At 59.9% G+C, this 15,293-nt stretch carries 12 protein-coding genes and 6 tRNA genes; 17 read left to right on the plus strand and 1 reads right to left on the minus strand.

Features of this window, described 5'->3' with window-relative positions:
* The first annotated feature begins 6 nt into the window (after nt 1-6).
* From nagA to ACMGF7_RS02175, 11 genes are all read left to right on the plus strand, one after another.
* Nucleotides 7-1,146 carry an N-acetylglucosamine-6-phosphate deacetylase gene (gene nagA / locus ACMGF7_RS02125; RefSeq protein ID WP_015376951.1) on the plus strand — a complete coding sequence of 380 codons (1,140 nt, stop codon included), beginning with the start codon at nt 7-9 and terminating at the stop codon, nt 1,144-1,146.
* Between the two features lie 27 nt (nt 1,147-1,173).
* Complete coding sequence (gene nagC, locus ACMGF7_RS02130; RefSeq protein WP_049240205.1) at nt 1,174-2,394, plus strand: DNA-binding transcriptional regulator NagC; 1,221 nt, start codon at nt 1,174-1,176, stop codon at nt 2,392-2,394.
* A 67-nt stretch (nt 2,395-2,461) separates the two neighbouring features.
* Nucleotides 2,462-3,214, plus strand: a complete 753-nt coding sequence (locus ACMGF7_RS02135) for an HAD-IIA family hydrolase (protein WP_004939957.1) — start codon at nt 2,462-2,464, stop codon at nt 3,212-3,214.
* A 190-nt stretch (nt 3,215-3,404) separates the two neighbouring features.
* Nucleotides 3,405-4,847 carry a carbohydrate-binding protein gene (locus ACMGF7_RS02140; RefSeq protein WP_164095841.1) on the plus strand — a complete coding sequence of 481 codons (1,443 nt, stop codon included), beginning with the start codon at nt 3,405-3,407 and terminating at the stop codon, nt 4,845-4,847.
* A 284-nt stretch (nt 4,848-5,131) separates the two neighbouring features.
* Nucleotides 5,132-6,796, plus strand: coding sequence for an asparagine synthase B (gene asnB, locus ACMGF7_RS02145; RefSeq protein WP_004939961.1), 1,665 nt, complete (start codon nt 5,132-5,134; stop codon nt 6,794-6,796).
* Between the two features lie 219 nt (nt 6,797-7,015).
* Nucleotides 7,016-7,092 (plus strand) — tRNA-Met (locus ACMGF7_RS02150).
* A gap of 16 nt (nt 7,093-7,108) precedes the next feature.
* A tRNA-Leu gene (locus ACMGF7_RS02155) sits at nt 7,109-7,193 on the plus strand.
* Nucleotides 7,194-7,223: 30 nt separating this feature from the next.
* Nucleotides 7,224-7,298 (plus strand) — tRNA-Gln (locus tag ACMGF7_RS02160).
* A 44-nt stretch (nt 7,299-7,342) separates the two neighbouring features.
* Nucleotides 7,343-7,417: transfer RNA gene (locus ACMGF7_RS02165), tRNA-Gln, on the plus strand.
* A 41-nt stretch (nt 7,418-7,458) separates the two neighbouring features.
* Nucleotides 7,459-7,535, plus strand: a tRNA-Met gene (locus ACMGF7_RS02170).
* 4 nt (nt 7,536-7,539) lie between these two features.
* Nucleotides 7,540-7,614, plus strand: a tRNA-Gln gene (locus tag ACMGF7_RS02175).
* An 87-nt stretch (nt 7,615-7,701) separates the two neighbouring features.
* On the opposite strand, the gene ubiF is transcribed toward ACMGF7_RS02175, so the two are convergent.
* Nucleotides 7,702-8,883, minus strand: a complete 1,182-nt coding sequence (gene ubiF / locus ACMGF7_RS02180) for a 3-demethoxyubiquinol 3-hydroxylase (RefSeq protein ID WP_197763893.1) — start codon at nt 8,881-8,883, stop codon at nt 7,702-7,704.
* 197 nt (nt 8,884-9,080) lie between these two features.
* Between ubiF and miaB the strand changes: the two genes are divergently transcribed.
* The 6 genes from miaB (at nt 9,081) to lnt (ending at nt 15,220) form a co-directional block, all read left to right on the plus strand.
* Complete coding sequence (gene miaB, locus ACMGF7_RS02185) at nt 9,081-10,505, plus strand: tRNA (N6-isopentenyl adenosine(37)-C2)-methylthiotransferase MiaB (protein ID WP_004939964.1); 1,425 nt, start codon at nt 9,081-9,083, stop codon at nt 10,503-10,505.
* A gap of 118 nt (nt 10,506-10,623) precedes the next feature.
* Nucleotides 10,624-10,959 carry a zinc ribbon domain-containing protein YjdM gene (locus ACMGF7_RS02190; protein ID WP_004939967.1) on the plus strand — a complete coding sequence of 112 codons (336 nt, stop codon included), beginning with the start codon at nt 10,624-10,626 and terminating at the stop codon, nt 10,957-10,959.
* A gap of 234 nt (nt 10,960-11,193) precedes the next feature.
* Nucleotides 11,194-12,249 (plus strand): PhoH family protein, encoded by a 1,056-nt coding sequence (locus ACMGF7_RS02195; RefSeq protein ID WP_004939969.1) that lies wholly within the window; start codon nt 11,194-11,196, stop codon nt 12,247-12,249.
* Nucleotides 12,246-12,719 (plus strand): rRNA maturation RNase YbeY, encoded by a 474-nt coding sequence (gene ybeY / locus ACMGF7_RS02200; protein ID WP_004939970.1) that lies wholly within the window; start codon nt 12,246-12,248, stop codon nt 12,717-12,719. The genes ACMGF7_RS02195 and ybeY overlap by 4 nt, the downstream gene beginning before the upstream one ends.
* Before the next feature lie 85 nt (nt 12,720-12,804).
* Nucleotides 12,805-13,683 carry a CNNM family magnesium/cobalt transport protein CorC gene (corC, locus tag ACMGF7_RS02205; protein WP_004939973.1) on the plus strand — a complete coding sequence of 293 codons (879 nt, stop codon included), beginning with the start codon at nt 12,805-12,807 and terminating at the stop codon, nt 13,681-13,683.
* Between the two features lie 7 nt (nt 13,684-13,690).
* Entirely contained in the window at nt 13,691-15,220 is a 1,530-nt protein-coding gene (gene lnt, locus ACMGF7_RS02210) for an apolipoprotein N-acyltransferase (protein ID WP_044031767.1), read from the plus strand.
* The last annotated feature ends 73 nt before the right edge of the window (nt 15,221-15,293 follow it).

A 15,293-nucleotide genomic window follows, 5' to 3' on the forward strand; every position in this document is an offset into this window, starting at 1 on the left:
GCTACGATGTTCGCTTTAACCCACGGCCGAATCTATACCGGCCACGACGTACTTGATGACCATGCAGTCATTATCGCTGATGGGCTGATCGAGAAAGTCTGCCCGGTGGCTGAATTGCCCGCCGGCATCGAAACGCGCGACCTGGGTGGCGCCATCCTGGCCCCCGGGCTTATCGACGTGCAGCTGAACGGCTGCGGCGGCGTCCAGTTCAACGATTCGCTGGAAGCGATCTCGGAAGAAACGCTGGAGATCATGCAGCGCGCCAATGAGAAATCCGGCTGCACCAGCTATCTGCCGACGCTGATCACCAGCAGCGACGAATTCATGAAGCACAGCGTCGACGTGATGCGCGCTTATCTGAAAAAGCACCAAAATCAGGCGTTGGGCCTGCACCTGGAAGGGCCGTATCTCAGCCCGGTGAAAAAAGGCACCCACAACCCGGCGTTCATTCGCAAGCCGACCCAGGACATGATCGATTACCTGTGCGCCAACGCCGACGTGATCACCAAGGTGACGCTGGCGCCGGAAATGGTTGAGCCGCACTTTATCAAGCAGCTGACCGAGGCCGGCATCGTGGTCTCCGCCGGCCACTCGAACGCCACCTACGATCAGGCGCGCACCGGCTTCGCCGCCGGCATCAGCTTCGCCACCCACCTGTACAACGCCATGCCGTATATCACCGGCCGCGAACCGGGGCTGATGGGGGCTATCTTCGACACGCCGGAGGTCTATACCGGCATCATCGCCGACGGCCATCACGTGGCCTGGGCGAGTATCCGTAACGCCAAACGCCTGAAAGGTGATAAATTGGTCTTGGTCACCGACGCGACCGCACCGGCGGGTGCAGATATTGACCAATTTATTTTCGCCGGTAAAACAATATACTATCGGGACGGGCTGTGCGTGGATGAGAACGGCACCCTGAGCGGTTCCGCGCTGACCATGATCGAAGCGGTGCAAAACAGCGTCGAGCATATCGGCATCGCGCTGGACGAAGCGCTGCGCATGGCGACGCTGTACCCGGCGCGCGCGATCGGCGCCGATCGCCGTCTGGGCACCATCGAAGCCGGCAAGGTGGCTAACCTGACCGCCTTCACCCGTGATTTCAAGATCACCAAAACGCTCGTTAACGGTAACGAGGTTTAATTCAATGAACAGCGAGTAACATTATTGATGAGCACTGGCGGACAAGCACAAATAGGGAACGTTGACTTAGTCAAACAACTTAACGGCGCGGCAGTTTATCGCCTGATCGACCAACAGGGCCCGATCTCGCGCATTCAAATCGCCGAACTCAGCCAGCTCGCCCCCGCCAGCGTCACTAAGATTACTCGCCAGCTGCTGGAGCGCGGGCTGATCAAAGAAGTCGATCAGCAAGCCTCCACCGGCGGCCGCCGCGCGATCTCCATCGTGTCGGAAACCCGTTATTTCCATACCGTCGCGGTGCGCCTCGGCCGCCACGACGCCACCATCACGCTGTATGACATGAGCGGTAAGTCGCTCAGTGAAGAACACTATCCGCTGCCGGAACGTACCCAGGAAACGCTGGAGAATGCGCTGTTTGCCGCCATCGCCCAATTCATTGAAGCGAACCAGCGCCGCCTGCGCGAACTGATCGCCATCGCGGTGATCCTGCCTGGCCTGGTGGATCCGGCGCTGGGCGTGGTGCGCTATATGCCGCACATCAGCGTCAGCAACTGGGCGCTGGTAGACAACCTGCAGCAGCGCTTTAACGTCACCAGCTTCGTCGGCCACGACATCCGCAGCCTGGCGCTGGCGGAGCACTACTTCGGCGCCACCCGCGACTGTGAAGACTCGATTCTGGTGCGCCTGCACCGTGGCACCGGCGCCGGCATCATCGTCAACGGGCAGATTTTTCTCGGCAACAACGGCAACGTCGGCGAGATCGGCCATATCCAGATCGATCCGCTCGGCGAACGCTGCCACTGCGGCAACTTCGGCTGCCTGGAGACGGTGGCCGCCAACGCGGCGATCGAACAGCGCGTGCGCCAGCTGCTGAGCCAGGGCTACCCGAGCAAACTGACGCTGGAAGACTGCGGCATCAACGCCATCTGCAAGGCCGCCAACCGCGGCGATCTGCTGGCCAGCGAAGTGATCGAACACGTCGGCCGCTATCTGGGCAAGGCGGTGGCCATCGCCATCAACCTGTTCAATCCGCAGAAGGTGGTGATCGCCGGTGAGATCACCGAAGCGGACAAGGTGCTGCTGCCGGCGATCCAAAGCTGCATCAATACTCAGGTGCTGAAGGACTTCCGCAAAAATCTGCCGGTGGTGACCTCCGAACTCAATCATCGCTCGGCGATCGGCGCTTTCGCCCTGGCCAAACGCGCGATGCTCAACGGCGTGCTCTTGCAGCGATTGCTGGAAAGCTGATCCGCCGCTTCTGGCAGGTGTGTTATCGTCACTTCTTGCCTGCCGTAATCATGAGAAACAGCGACAAATGAAAATCAAAAACGTTATATGCGATATCGACGGCGTGCTGCTGCATGACAATACGCCGGTGCCCGGCGCCGATCTGTTCTTGGCGCGCATCCAGGAACAAGGCATGCCGCTGGTGGTGCTGACCAACTACCCATCACAGACCGCACAGGATTTGGCGAACCGCTTCGCCGCCGCCGGGCTGGAAGTGCCGGAGAGCGCGTTCTATACCTCGGCGATGGCCACCGCCGACTTCCTGCGCCGTCAGGAAGGTAAAAAAGCCTATGTGGTCGGCGAAGGCGCGCTGATCCATGAGCTGTACAAAGCCGGTTTCACCATCACCGACATCAACCCGGATTTTGTGATCGTCGGTGAAACTCGCTCTTACAACTGGGACATGATGCACAAAGCCGCCTACTTCGTCAGTAACGGCGCGCGCTTTATCGCGACTAATCCGGATAGCCACGGCCACGGCTTCTCGCCGGCCTGCGGTGCCCTGTGCGCGCCCATCGAGAAGATCACCGGCCGCAAGCCGTTTTATGTCGGCAAGCCCAGCCCGTGGATCATTCGCGCCGCACTGAACAAAATGCAGGCGCACTCGGAAGAGACGGTAATCGTCGGCGACAACCTGCGCACCGACATTCTGGCGGGCTTCCAGGCCGGCCTGGAAACCGTGCTGGTGCTGTCCGGCGTCTCCACGCTGAGCGACATCGAAACCATGCCGTTCCGTCCGAGCTACGTCTACCCTTCCGTCGCCGATATCACCATCTTCTGATGCGGCCATGGCGGCCGCCCGGCCGCCATTATTTCCTTCTCCCTCAGCGTCAGTTTGAATTTAATTCGTTCATGGCCGCAAAAGGTTTCAGCCTGCCTGCGCTAAAAATCCTCATTATAAATTTACGCCCCGCCAATAGCTGATATTGCCGGCGAGCGGAAAACTCTTACCCCTAATTAATGAGGCTACCATGAGCACCAATAACATTATTAATGCCGTCGCCGCCGATGACGCGGCCATTATGCCGTCTATCGCCAATAAAAAGATCCTGATGGGTTTCTGGCACAACTGGGCCGCCGGCGCCAGTGACGGCTACCAGCAAGGGCAGTTCGCCACGATGAACCTGACCGACATTCCCGCCGAATACAACGTGGTGGCCGTCGCCTTTATGAAAGGCCAGGGCATCCCGACCTTCAAGCCTTACAACCTGTCCGACGCCGAGTTCCGCCGCCAGGTGGGCGTGCTGAACAGCCAGGGCCGCGCGGTGCTGATCTCCCTCGGTGGCGCAGACGCGCATATCGAGCTAAAGACCGGCGATGAAGACAAGCTGAAAGACGAGATTATTCGCCTGGTGGAAGTCTATGGCTTCGACGGCCTGGATATCGATCTGGAACAGGCGGCGATCGGCGCCGCCAATAATAAAACCGTCTTGCCTGCGGCATTGAAAAAAGTAAAAGACCATTACGCCGCGCAGGGAAAAAACTTTATTATCAGCATGGCGCCGGAATTTCCGTATTTGCGCACCAACGGCACCTATCTGGATTATATCAACGCCCTCGAAGGCTATTACGACTTTATCGCGCCGCAATATTACAATCAGGGCGGCGACGGTATTTGGGTGGATGAACTCAACGCCTGGATCACGCAGAATAACGACGCCATGAAAGAGGACTTCCTCTACTATCTGACGGAAAGCCTGGTCACCGGCACCCGCGGCTATGCGAAGATCCCGGCGGCGAAATTCGTCATCGGCCTGCCAAGCAACAACGATGCCGCCGCCACTGGCTACGTGATCGACAAACAGGCGGTGTATAACGCTTTCTCGCGCCTCGACGCCAAAAACCTGTCGATCAAGGGCCTGATGACCTGGTCAATCAACTGGGACAACGGCAAGAGCAAAGCCGGCGTCGCCTACAATTGGGAGTTCAAAACCCGCTATGCGCCGCTGATTCAGGGCGGCGTCACCCCGCCGCCGGGAAAGCCTAATGCGCCGACGGCGCTGACGGTCGCCGAGCTGGGCGCCACCTCGCTGAAACTGAGCTGGGCCGCCGCCACCGGCGCCTCACCGATCGCCAGCTACACCATCTACCGCAACGGCAACCCGATCGGCCAAACCGCCGGCCTGTCGCTGGCCGACGGCGGTCTGACGCCGGCGACCCAGTACAGCTACTTCGTTACCGCGACCGATAGCCAGGGCAATACCTCGCTGCCGAGCAGCGCGCTGGCGGTCAAAACCGCCAACGACGGCACGCCGCCCGATCCGGGGGCGCCCGAGTGGCAGAACAACCACAGTTACAAGGCTGGCGACGTGGTGAGCTATAAAGGCAAGAAATATACCTGTATCCAGGCGCACACCTCCAACGCCGGCTGGACGCCGGACGCCGCCTTCACCCTGTGGCAGCTCATCGCCTAATCGCTAATCGATTGCCGGCCAAACTGGCCGGCAATCCCGCCATCACGCTAAAAATTGCATAATCGATAATTTTTCACGTCGATAACTGAACATCCGTTAAAAACCACACCTAAGCAAACAACTATTTCTCAACGCATGGCTAAAACGCTTGCATCTCCCGCAGCTTTTGGCGCATTTTCATAACCACAGCGCAGCAAAACCGGGTTATCGCTGATAAATCGGCAATGCTGCCCATAACAGTAAAAAACAACATCACAGTCATAAAAGCCCGTTAGGAGAGTTGTATGTGTTCTATTTTCGGTGTGCTCGATCTGAAGTCCGATCCCGTTGAACTGCGTAAGAAAGCGCTGGAGCTGTCACGTCTGATGCGCCACCGCGGCCCGGATTGGTCCGGCGTTTACGCCAGCGACAAAGCCATTCTGGCTCACGAACGCCTGTCGATCGTCGACGTCAACAATGGCGCTCAACCGCTGTACAACGCTGCGCACACCCACGTTCTGGCGGTCAACGGCGAAATTTACAACCATCAGGCGCTGCGCCAACAGCTGAGCGACCGCTACGCGTTCCAGACCGGTTCCGACTGTGAAGTGATCCTGGCGCTGTACCAGGAGAAAGGTCCGGACTTCCTCGACGATCTGCAAGGCATGTTCGCCTTCGCCCTGTATGACACCGAAAAAGACGCCTACCTGATCGGCCGCGATCACCTGGGCATCATTCCGCTGTACATGGGCCACGACGAGCACGGCAACCTGTACGTCGCCTCGGAAATGAAAGCGCTGGTGCCGGTGTGCCGCACGATCAAGGAATTCCCGGCCGGCAGCTACCTGTGGAGCCAGGACGGTGAGATTCGTGAATATTATCGCCGCGACTGGTTCGATTACGACAGCGTCAAGGACAACGTGACCGACGCCGCCGCCCTGCGCACCGCGCTGGAAGAGTCGGTGAAAAGCCACCTGATGTCCGACGTACCTTACGGCGTGCTGCTGTCGGGCGGGCTGGATTCCTCGGTTATCTCGGCGATCACCAAGAAGTACGCCGCGCGCCGCGTGGAAGATCAGGAACGCAGCGAGGCCTGGTGGCCACAGCTGCACTCCTTCGCTGTCGGGCTGGAAGGCTCGCCGGATCTGCGCGCCGCGCAAGAGGTGGCCAACCATCTGGGCACCGTGCACCATGAAATCCACTTCACCGTACAGGAAGGCCTGGACGCCATCCGCGACGTGATTTATCACATCGAAACCTACGACGTCACCACCATTCGCGCCTCGACGCCGATGTACCTGATGTCGCGCAAAATCAAGGCGATGGGCATCAAGATGGTGCTTTCCGGCGAAGGCGCGGACGAAGTGTTCGGCGGCTACCTGTACTTCCATAAGGCGCCGGACGCCCGCGAATTCCACGAAGAGACCGTACGCAAGCTGCTGGCGCTGCACATGTTCGACTGCGCGCGCGCCAACAAGGCGATGTCCGCTTGGGGCGTCGAAGCCCGCGTGCCGTTCCTGGACAAGAAATTCCTCGACGTGGCGATGCGCATCAACCCGAAAGATAAAATGTGCGGCAACGGCAAAATGGAAAAACATATCGTTCGCGAATGTTTCGAGTCCTATTTGCCGGCCAGCGTGGCCTGGCGCCAGAAAGAGCAGTTCTCCGACGGCGTCGGCTACAGCTGGATCGACACGCTAAAAGAGGTGGCTGCGCAGCAAATCAGCGATCAACAGCTCGAAACCGCGCGTTTCCGCTTCCCGTACAACACGCCGACCTCGAAAGAAGGCTACCTGTACCGCGAGATCTTCGAAGAGCTGTTCCCGCTGCCGAGCGCCGCCGAATGCGTGCCGGGCGGCCCGTCCGTCGCCTGCTCGTCCGCCAAGGCCATCGAATGGGATGAATCGTTCAAGAAGATGGACGATCCTTCCGGCCGCGCCGTCGGCGTGCACCAGGCCGCCTATAAATAAACACGCGGCGTTTTCCCTTGGGGCGGGCCTTTTGGCCCGCCTTTTTGTTGCCTTTTCCGCCCGCCAACTGCCTGAATTGCCGATTTTATCGCCATAATGTTCACAACCCAGACAAACGGCGCTTCCGGGCGCTTTTTCGGGAAAAAACTTGTTGACGCAAATCGGTCATATACGCATAATGCGCCCCGCAACGCCGATGAAGGCAAAGCAAAAAAAGAGGGCTACGTAGCTCAGCTGGTTAGAGCACATCACTCATAATGATGGGGTCACAGGTTCGAATCCCGTCGTAGCCACCATCTCTTTTTTGCATTTGCGGGAGTGGCGAAATTGGTAGACGCACCAGATTTAGGTTCTGGCGCCGCAAGGTGTGCGAGTTCAAGTCTCGCCTCCCGCACCATTTCTCTTCATCGTCGGCGCAGTATGTTGATGGGGTATCGCCAAGCGGTAAGGCACCGGTTTTTGATACCGGCATTCCCTGGTTCGAATCCAGGTACCCCAGCCATATTCTTTCGGGAACGGGGTTTCAACATAAGATTTGTTTGCAGGTGGGGTATCGCCAAGCGGTAAGGCACCGGTTTTTGATACCGGCATTCCCTGGTTCGAATCCAGGTACCCCAGCCATAACAAACTGCTTGCAAATCAAAGAAGTAAAAAGTAACATCGGCTACGTAGCTCAGCTGGTTAGAGCACATCACTCATAATGATGGGGTCACAGGTTCAAATCCCGTCGTAGCCACCATAATTGGGGTGTCGCCAAGCGGTAAGGCTCTGGTTTCTGATACCAGCATACCCAGGTTCGAATCCTGGCACCCCAGCCATATTTAGAAAAGCCCGCTTCGGCGGGCTTTTTGCTGTCTGGCGTTCAGCCATCCTTAATAGGCCCAGCCGCCGCTGAGCCCTGTCGGTTACAATCCCAAGGCGTACTTCAACGCATGTTCTTTCAGCTTGCCCGCCCGCTGCGCGGCCATCAGCGCCAGATTGCGCGCCACGTTCAGCGGAGCCAGGTTATTGCTGAAGGCGGTATAGAACAGATCCATGCCGCTCTGCATCAGCAGATTGTCGGTACGGCGGCGGCGCTGATAACGCAGCAGTACCGCCTCGCTGCTCCAGTCCTCTCCCTGCTCCCGCGCATCGCTCAATACGTTCAGCAAGGCATCCACGTCGCGATACCCCAGATTGACGCCCTGCCCCGCCAGCGGGTTGATGGTATGTGCCGCATCCCCCAGCAGCGCCAACCCCGGCAGCACGTAGCGCTGCGCATGACGCCGCGTCAGCGGGAACGAACCGGCGGCGTGCACCTTGACCGGGCCCAGTCGCGCCGGGAAAGCGGCGGCGATCTCACGCTCCAGCTGCGCCGGCGGCATCGCCTGCAGCTGGCGAATGCGCTGCGGGCTGTCATACCACACCAGCGATGCCCAGCTGTCGTACAGCGGCAGAAAGGCGCGCGGCCCGGACGGGAAGAAGCGCTGCCAGGTCACATCCTGCTGCGGCGCGCCGGTATCGACGGTGATCAACATGCACGCCTGGCGATACTGCCAGCCGTTGGTGCCGATCGCCGCCAGCTTGCGCACCTGCGAGTTAGCGCCATCGGCGCCGATAACCAGCCGCGCCTGCAGCGTTTCACCGCTGTCCAGCGTCAGCTGCCAGGCCTTGTCCGCCCGTTGCAGCGATTGCAGCCTGGCGGGGCACAGCAACGTCAGATTGGCGCACTGCGCGAACTGCTGCCACAGCGCCAACTGCAGAATACGGTTTTCCACCATAAAGCCCAGCTCCGGCAGCCCCAGTGACACCGCGTCGAACGCCACCCGCGACGATGCCCATTCCCAGGTCTCCAGCCGGCGATACGGCGCCGTGCGCATCGCCGTCACGGCCGGCCAGGCGCCGAGCTGTTTCAGCAGCCCCACCGAGGTGCAGCCGATAGCGGAAATGCGCAGGTCCGGCGGGCTTTGCGCCTCGAACGCCTGCGGCGCCTGATGTTCCAGCAACACCACCGACCAGCCCGCCTGCGCCAGCCCGAGGGCCGCCGCCGCGCCGACCATGCCGCCGCCCACCACCACCGCGTCATACCGATTTTGAGATGTCTTCATATTGGCTATGTTTTCTGTGTGAATGCTCACCATCCCACCCGGCATGGCGTTTTGCGCAGTGTACCGGATTTTCGCTTCGGCTTCAGGTTGCGTGCCATTTTCCCCCGCGCTGGTCACAACGGCGGCAAATGATTACAATACGCGCCCTGCATGTCGCGTAACGCAACTTTCGCTCCGCACTGAGTAATGGCAAGTCAATGACGAAAAAACTACATATCAAAACCTGGGGCTGCCAGATGAATGAGTACGATTCATCGAAAATGGCCGACCTGTTGAACAGCACGCACGGCTTCGAGTGGACCGACAACGCCGAAGAAGCGGACGTGCTGTTGCTGAACACCTGCTCGATCCGCGAAAAAGCGCAGGAGAAAGTTTTCGCCATGCTGGGGCGCTGGCGCTTGCTGAAAGAAAAGAACCCGTCTGTCATCATCGGGGTCGGCGGTTGCGTGGCCTCGCAAGAAGGGGAACTGATCCGCAGCCGCGCGCCCTGCGTCGACGTGGTATTCGGCCCGCAGACCTTGCACCGCCTGCCGGAAATGATCAACCACGTTCAGGGCACCCGCAGCCCGGTGGTTGATATCAGCTTCCCGGAGATCGAAAAATTCGACCGTTTGCCGGAACCGCGCGCCGAAGGCCCGACCGCGTTCGTGTCGATCATGGAAGGCTGCAACAAATACTGCACTTTCTGCGTGGTGCCTTACACCCGCGGTGAAGAAGTGAGCCGCCCGAGCGACGACGTGCTGTTCGAAATCGCCCAGCTGGCGGCGCAGGGCGTGCGCGAGGTCAACCTGCTCGGCCAAAACGTCAACGCTTACCGCGGCGCCACGCATGACGGCGATATCTGCTCGTTCGCCGAACTGCTGCGCCTGGTGGCGGCCATCGACGGCATCGATCGCATTCGCTTCACCACCAGCCACCCTATCGAGTTCACCGACGATATCATCGCGGTGTACGAAGACACGCCGGAGCTGGTCAGCTTCCTGCATCTGCCGGTGCAGAGCGGTTCGGATCGCATCCTGACCATGATGAAACGCGCGCATACCGCGCTGGAGTACAAGGCGATTATCCGCAAGCTGCGCAAGGCGCGCCCGAACATTCAGCTCAGCTCCGATTTCATCGTCGGTTTCCCGGGCGAGAGCCAGGCCGACTTCGAACAGACCATGAACCTGATCGCCGACGTCAACTTCGACGTCAGCTTCAGCTTCATCTATTCGTCGCGCCCGGGCACCCCGGCGGCGGACATGGTTGACGACGTCAGCGAAGAAGAGAAAAAGCAGCGGCTGTACATTCTGCAGGATCGCATCAACCAGCAGGCGCTGCAGTTCAGCCGCCGCATGCTCGGCACCGTCCAGCGCATTCTGGTGGAAGGCACCTCGCGCAAAAGCGTGATGGAACTGGCCGGGCGCACGGAATGCAACCGTGTGGTAAACTTCGAAGGCACGCCTGACATGATCGGCCAGTTTGTCGACGTGGAAATTACCGAGGTGCTGACCAACACCCTGCGTGGCGCAGTGGTGCGCACCGAACAGCAGATGGATCTGCGCGTACATGAATCCCCGCAGTCGGTGATCGCCCGTACCCGCAAAGAAAACGCGCTGGGCGTCGGCATTTACCAGCCCTGACGCCGCGGCGGCCGCCTTATCGCCGCCCGTTCGCGCTACTCCTTACCGTTTCTCCGCCGGGCGTCCGCGCCCGGTGATGTTTTTTTTTATTTTTTTATTGTTGAAGAGGCGACATAACATGCAACTCCCACACTGCCCGAAGTGCAACTCCGAATACACCTACCAGGACAATGCCCTGTTCATCTGCCCTGAGTGCGCCCATGAGTGGAGCGACAGCGCCCCGGCGGAAGATCAGGACGCGCTGATCGTCAAAGACGCCAACGGCAACCTGCTGGCGGACGGCGACGCGGTCACCGTGATCAAGGACCTGAAGGTTAAAGGCAGCTCCTCGATGCTGAAAATCGGCACCAAGGTGAAAAACATTCGTCTGGTGGAAGGCGATCACAACATCGACTGCAAAATCGACGGTTTCGGCCCGATGAAACTGAAATCCGAATTCGTGAAAAAGAACTGATTCCCAGCTGTCTTGTCCTGTGATGACGCGGCGGGCTTTGCGCCCCGCCGCGTTTTTTCCTTGTCTTCCCTTGAATTCCGCCGACGGCGCACAGATAGATCAGCGGTAAACTTGCGCCGTTGCAGCGCACCATGAATAATTCAAGAAAGAGAGTATTCAGGCTCGTCCTGAACGCGCGCGTCCCGGACGCGCTATGTGACATCAACCAGGCCCGATGTGACCTAGAGGAATAGTTTGAACGTCGCAACACAAGAAATTTTGTTAGAGCCCGCAGACAACCAGCGTTTGCTCAGCCTGTGCGGCCCGTTTGATGACAACATCAAGCAACTCGAGCGCCGATTGGGCATCGAAATCAATCGCCGCGACAACCGTTTCAAGCTGGTCGGCAAGAACCTGTGCGTGGTCGCCGCCGCCGATATCCTGCGCCATCTTTACGTGGATACCGCGCCGATTCGCGGCGTGATCCCGGATATCGATCCGGAGCAAATCCATCTGGCGATCAAAGAGAGCCGGGTGCTGGAACAGGTCGCCGACAGCGTGCCGGATTACGGCAAGGCGGTCACCATTAAAACCAAGCGCGGCATGGTGAAACCGCGCACGCCTAACCAGGCGCAATACATCGCCAACATTCTCGATCACGACATCACCTTCGGCATCGGCCCGGCGGGCACCGGCAAAACCTACCTGGCGGTCGCCGCCGCGGTGGATGCGCTGGAACGCCAGGAAATTCGCCGCATTCTGCTGACCCGCCCCGCGGTCGAAGCCGGCGAAAAGCTGGGCTTCCTGCCGGGCGATCTGAGCCAGAAGGTCGATCCTTATCTGCGCCCGCTGTACGACGCCCTGTTCGAAATGCTGGGCTTCGAGCGCGTGGAGAAGCTCATCGAACGCAACGTGATCGAAGTCGCGCCGCTGGCCTATATGCGCGGCCGCACGCTGAACGACGCCTTTATCATTCTGGATGAGAGCCAGAACACCACCATCGAACAGATGAAGATGTTCCTGACGCGCATCGGTTTCAACTCGAAGGCGGTCATCACCGGCGACGTCACCCAGATCGACCTGCCGCGCAACCAGAAATCCGGCCTGCGCCACGCGGTGGAAGTGCTGTCGGACGTGGAAGAGCTGAGCTTCAACTTCTTCCACAGCGAAGACGTGGTGCGCCACCCGGTGGTGGCCCGCGTGGTCATCGCCTATGAGGCCTGGGAAGCGGCCGAACAGAAACGCAAAGACGCGATTGCCGAACAACGTAAGCGCGAGGCGCTCGCCGCCTCCGAGCAGGAGACACCATGAGCCAGGTGATTTTGGATTTGCAGATTGCCTGTGAAAGCAGCGACGGCCTGCCGGACGAGGCCACCTTCCAGCGCTGGCTGGAAGGCGTGCTGCCGCAATTTCAGGAAGAGGCCGAGGTGACCGTGCGTCTGGTGGACGAAGCGGAAAGCCACGAGCTGAACCTGACCTACCGCGGCAAAGACAAACCGACCAACGTGCTCTCTTTCCCGTTCGAAGCCCCGCCGGGCATCGAGCTGCCGCTGCTCGGCGATCTGATCATCTGCCGCCAGGTGGTGGAACAGGAAGCGATTGAGCAAGGCAAGGCGCTGGAGGCCCACTGGGCGCATATGGTTGTCCACGGCAGCCTCCATCTGCTAGGGTATGACCACATCGAAGACGATGAAGCCGAAGAAATGGAGTCTTTGGAAACCGAAATCATGCACGGACTGGGCTATCCTGATCCGTACCTGGCGGAAAAAGACCCCGTCTGACGTCAGCCGTTTACCCTACAGCCCCTCTGCGGGGCTGTCGCTGACGCCCCTTAACTCTGACATGAGTGACAGTAACGAAAACGCCATGAGCGACGACCATTCACAAAGCAATGACAGCCCCAGTCCCAAGAAGGGGTTCTTTACTCTTATCCTTAACCAGTTGTTCCACGGCGAGCCCAAAAACCGTGGCGATCTGGTCGAGCTGATCCGCGATTCCGAACAAAACGACCTGATCGATCCCGATACCCGCGACATGCTGGAAGGCGTGATGGATATCGCCGAACAGCGCGTGCGCGACATCATGATCCCCCGCTCCCAGATGGTGACGCTCAAGCGCAACCAGACGCTGGAAGAGTGCCTGGACGTGATTATCGACTCCGCCCACTCGCGTTTCCCGGTGATCAGCGAAGACAAAGATCACATCGAAGGCATCCTGATGGCCAAGGATCTGCTGCCGTTCATGCGCGCAGATTCCGAGCCGTTCAGCATCGACAAGGTGCTGCGCACCGCGGTGGTGGTGCCGGAAAGCAAGCGCGTCGACCGGATGCTGAAAGAATTCCGCTCCCAGCGCTATCACATGGCGATTGTCATTGACGAATTCGGCGGCGTGTCCGGCCTGGTCACCATCGAAGATATCCTGGAACTGATCGTCGGCGAAATCGAAGACGAATATGACGACGAAGACGATCTGGATATCCGCCAGCTCAGCCGCCACATGTACACCGTGCGCGCGCTGGCCCCGATCGAAGACTTCAACGAAGCCTTCGGCACCCACTTCAGCGATGACGAGGTCGATACCATCGGCGGTCTGGTGATGCAGGCCTTCGGCCACCTGCCGGCGCGCGGGGAAACCATTGAAATCGAAGGTTACCTATTTAAAGTTGCCATGGCCGACAGTCGACGTATCATCCAGGTTCATGTAAAAATTCCGGACGATTCTCCACCACCGAAACTGGAAGATTAAATCCAACATGGCTAAAGCCTCATTACTTGAACGCCAGCGGGTTCGCGCCCTGCTGGCGCTGTTGTCAGGTGCCGGCGGGACGCTGGCGTTCTCGCCCTACGACTTCTGGCCCGCGGCCATCGTCTCCCTGTTCGGCCTGCTGGCCGTTACCCTCAATCGCACCACCAAACAGTCCGCCCTGCTCGGCTTTGTCTGGGGCTTCGGGCTGTTCGGCAGCGGCATCAACTGGGTGTATGTCAGCATCGCCGATTTCGGCGGCATGCCGTTCGCCGTCAACGTCTTCCTGGTGGTACTGCTCGCCGCTTACCTGTCGCTGTACACCGGGCTGTTCGCCGGGCTGCTGACGCGCCTGTGGCCGGCCACCAGTTGGTGGCGGCTGGCCATCGCCGCGCCGGCGCTGTGGCAGGTGACCGAATTCCTGCGCGGCTGGGTGCTGACCGGCTTCCCGTGGCTGCAGTTCGGCTACAGCCAGATCAACGGCCCGCTGAAGGGCATCGCGCCGCTGCTGGGTGTTGACGCCATCACCTTTGTGCTGATGGCCATCGCCGGCCTGCTGGTGTACGCCGTCAATCAACGGCGCCTGTCGGCAGCCGTGATCGCCGCCGCGCTGCTGCTGTTGCCGTGGCCGCTGCGCCAGCTGCAGTGGTTTACCCCGCAGCCGGAGAAAGCGGTGAACGTCGCCATGGTGCAAGGCAACATTCCCCAGTCAATGAAGTGGGATCCGAGCATTCTGCTCAGCACGCTGCAAACCTATCTGGACGAAACCCGCCCCTACATGGGCAAGGCGCCGATCATCATCTGGCCAGAGTCCGCCATCCCTGACTTCGAGCCGCGTCAGAACGGCTTCCTGATCATGATGGATGACCTGATGCGGGCGAAGAACAGCAGCCTGATCACCGGCATCGTCGATGCGCGCGCCACCCCACAAGGCGTGCAGGAATACAACAGCGCCATCGTGCTGGGCGAACCGACGCCGTACAGCTACCCGGCCAAAGATCGCTACAACAAGCATCACCTGGTGCCGTTCGGCGAGTTTGTGCCGCTGGGTGAACTGCTGCGCCCTATCGCGCCGTTCTTCAATCTGCCGATGTCCGGTTTCAGCCGCGGCGACTACGTGCAGCCGCAGCTCAGCGTACGCGGCTACAACCTGACGGCGGCCATCTGTTACGAGATCGTGCTGGGCCAGCAGGTGCGCGATAACTTCCGCCCGGACACCAACTTCCTGCTGACCATCTCCAACGACGCCTGGTTCGGCCACTCCATCGGCCCGTGGCAGCACTTCCAGATGGCGCGCATGCGGGCGCTGGAGCTCGGCCGGCCGCTGCTGCGCAGCACCAATAACGGCGTCACCGCCGCGGTGGATGCGAACGGCGAGGTGATCGCCGAGATCCCGCAGTTTACCCGCCAGGTGCTCGAAGTGAAGGTCACACCGACCACCGGCGTCACGCCTTATGCGCGTTTCGGCGCCACACCGCTGTGGGTGATTACCCTGCTGCTGGGCGGCTGGGCGCTGATGTTGGGCTTGCGCCGCAAATAATCCTCTTCGCCGGGGCGCGCCCGCCGCGCCCCGCGTTCCCGTCAATATCCCCGCCTCAGTCAGAAAACGTCGT

Origin of the sequence: Serratia sp. BNK-17 (genome assembly GCF_048684935.1) — a bacterium.
GTDB classification, from domain to species: domain Bacteria; phylum Pseudomonadota; class Gammaproteobacteria; order Enterobacterales; family Enterobacteriaceae; genus Serratia; species Serratia nematodiphila.

Excerpts from the sequence above, each read along its gene's own strand:
- nagA (WP_015376951.1), top strand. The coding sequence starts at position 7 with ATGTTCGCTTTAACCCACGGCCGAATCTATACCGGCCACGACGTACTT.
- nagC (WP_049240205.1), top strand. The coding sequence starts at position 1,174 with ATGAGCACTGGCGGACAAGCACAAATAGGGAACGTTGACTTAGTCAAA.
- ACMGF7_RS02135 (WP_004939957.1), top strand. The coding sequence starts at position 2,462 with ATGAAAATCAAAAACGTTATATGCGATATCGACGGCGTGCTGCTGCAT.
- ACMGF7_RS02140 (WP_164095841.1), top strand. The coding sequence starts at position 3,405 with ATGAGCACCAATAACATTATTAATGCCGTCGCCGCCGATGACGCGGCC.
- asnB (WP_004939961.1), top strand. The coding sequence starts at position 5,132 with ATGTGTTCTATTTTCGGTGTGCTCGATCTGAAGTCCGATCCCGTTGAA.
- ubiF (WP_197763893.1), bottom strand. The coding sequence starts at position 8,883 with ATGAAGACATCTCAAAATCGGTATGACGCGGTGGTGGTGGGCGGCGGC.
- miaB (WP_004939964.1), top strand. The coding sequence starts at position 9,081 with ATGACGAAAAAACTACATATCAAAACCTGGGGCTGCCAGATGAATGAG.
- ACMGF7_RS02190 (WP_004939967.1), top strand. The coding sequence starts at position 10,624 with ATGCAACTCCCACACTGCCCGAAGTGCAACTCCGAATACACCTACCAG.
- ybeY (WP_004939970.1), top strand. The coding sequence starts at position 12,246 with ATGAGCCAGGTGATTTTGGATTTGCAGATTGCCTGTGAAAGCAGCGAC.
- corC (WP_004939973.1), top strand. The coding sequence starts at position 12,805 with ATGAGCGACGACCATTCACAAAGCAATGACAGCCCCAGTCCCAAGAAG.
- lnt (WP_044031767.1), top strand. The coding sequence starts at position 13,691 with ATGGCTAAAGCCTCATTACTTGAACGCCAGCGGGTTCGCGCCCTGCTG.